The sequence below is a fragment of the Pseudoalteromonas sp. NZS100 genome (assembly GCF_015864815.1).
GTDB classification, from domain to species: domain Bacteria; phylum Pseudomonadota; class Gammaproteobacteria; order Enterobacterales; family Alteromonadaceae; genus Pseudoalteromonas; species Pseudoalteromonas distincta.
Genome location: NZ_JADYWM010000051.1, coordinates 1 through 1266 on the forward strand (window position 1 = coordinate 1; position 1266 = coordinate 1266).

Consider the following 1266-nt stretch of genomic DNA (forward strand, 5'->3'; position numbering starts at 1 on the left):
TGTAGTGGCATAGTTAATTTGGCCACCCATTAAGAAAGAAATGTTATGCTAATAAGCATACAAATTTGGGTGAAAAAATGACGAAATTAAAACGCGCAACGTATTCTGCAGCAATAAAATTAGAGACAGCTCAGCTTGTAGTTGATCAAGGCTATACGCAAGAAGATGCAGCTAAGGTTATGGGGGTTGGTAAATCAACTGTAAGTAAGTGGGTAACTCAATTAAAGCAAGAACGGAATGGCCAGACTCCCACTGCATCACCAATGACACCCGAACAAATTGAAATTCGTGAGCTTAAAAAACAAATCCAACGCATTGAATTAGAAAAGGATATATTAAAAAAGGCTACCGCTCTCTTGATGTCCGACTCCCTGAACAATTCTCGTTAATTGAAAAGTTAAATCAAAGAGAGCGTTACCCAATTAGCGTGTTGTGTAGCGTATTTAATGTGCATCGCAGCAGCTATAAATATTGGGCCATACGGGATACAACGCCGACACCAGAGCAAATAAGGCTAGAAGCTGAAGTCAAAGCCATACATGCAATGAGCGGTGGTTCAGCTGGAGCGCGAACGATCGCGGCAATCGCAACGAATAACGATTTTGAATTAAGCCGTTATCGCGCCGCTAAGCTAATGGTTAAACTAAAACTAGAGAGCTGCCAAGTACCACAGCATCAATATAAAAGGGGTGGTAATGAGCATCTTGAAATCCCAAACCTGCTCGATAGACAGTTTGATGTTGTTGAGCCAGATACCGTATGGTGCGGTGATGTGACGTATATTTGGACAGGCAATCGCTGGGCCTATTTAGCCGTCGTTATTGATTTATTTGCACGCAAAGTGGTTGGTTGGGCAATGTCGTTGTCACCAGATACTAATTTAACATTAAAAGCGCTTGAACTCGCGTATGAAAGCAGAGGAAAACCGTCAGGACTGATGTTTCATTCAGACCAGGGTAGTCATTATACAAGTTTGAAATATCGCCAACGTTTATGGCGCTATAAAATCAAACAAAGTATGAGCAGGCGCGGAAATTGTTGGGATAATGCGCCAATGGAACGATTTTTTAGAAGCTTTAAAACGGAATGGATGCCAAAAGTTGGATATGAAAACTTTAGAGACGCTAAATATAGTGTGAGTGATTATATCAACGGATATTACAATAATGTTAGACCACATCATTATAATGCTGGTTTAGCGCCGAATGAATCTGAGATTAGATATCAAGATTCTAAAACTGTGGCCAAAATTAGTTGACCACTACA

At 40.5% G+C, this 1266-nt stretch carries 1 protein-coding gene; it reads left to right on the top strand.

Annotation, left to right across the window (positions count from 1 at the left end; all coding sequences use genetic code 11):
* The first annotated feature begins 77 nt into the window (after positions 1-77).
* Positions 78-1258, top strand: a protein-coding gene (locus I6E69_RS20435; RefSeq protein WP_197122215.1) for an IS3 family transposase whose coding sequence is annotated in 2 segments (ribosomal slippage) — positions 78-336 and positions 336-1258 — 1182 coding nt in all. Because the reading frame shifts where the segments join, the coding sequence is not laid out codon by codon here.
* Positions 1259-1266: the final 8 nt, after the last annotated feature.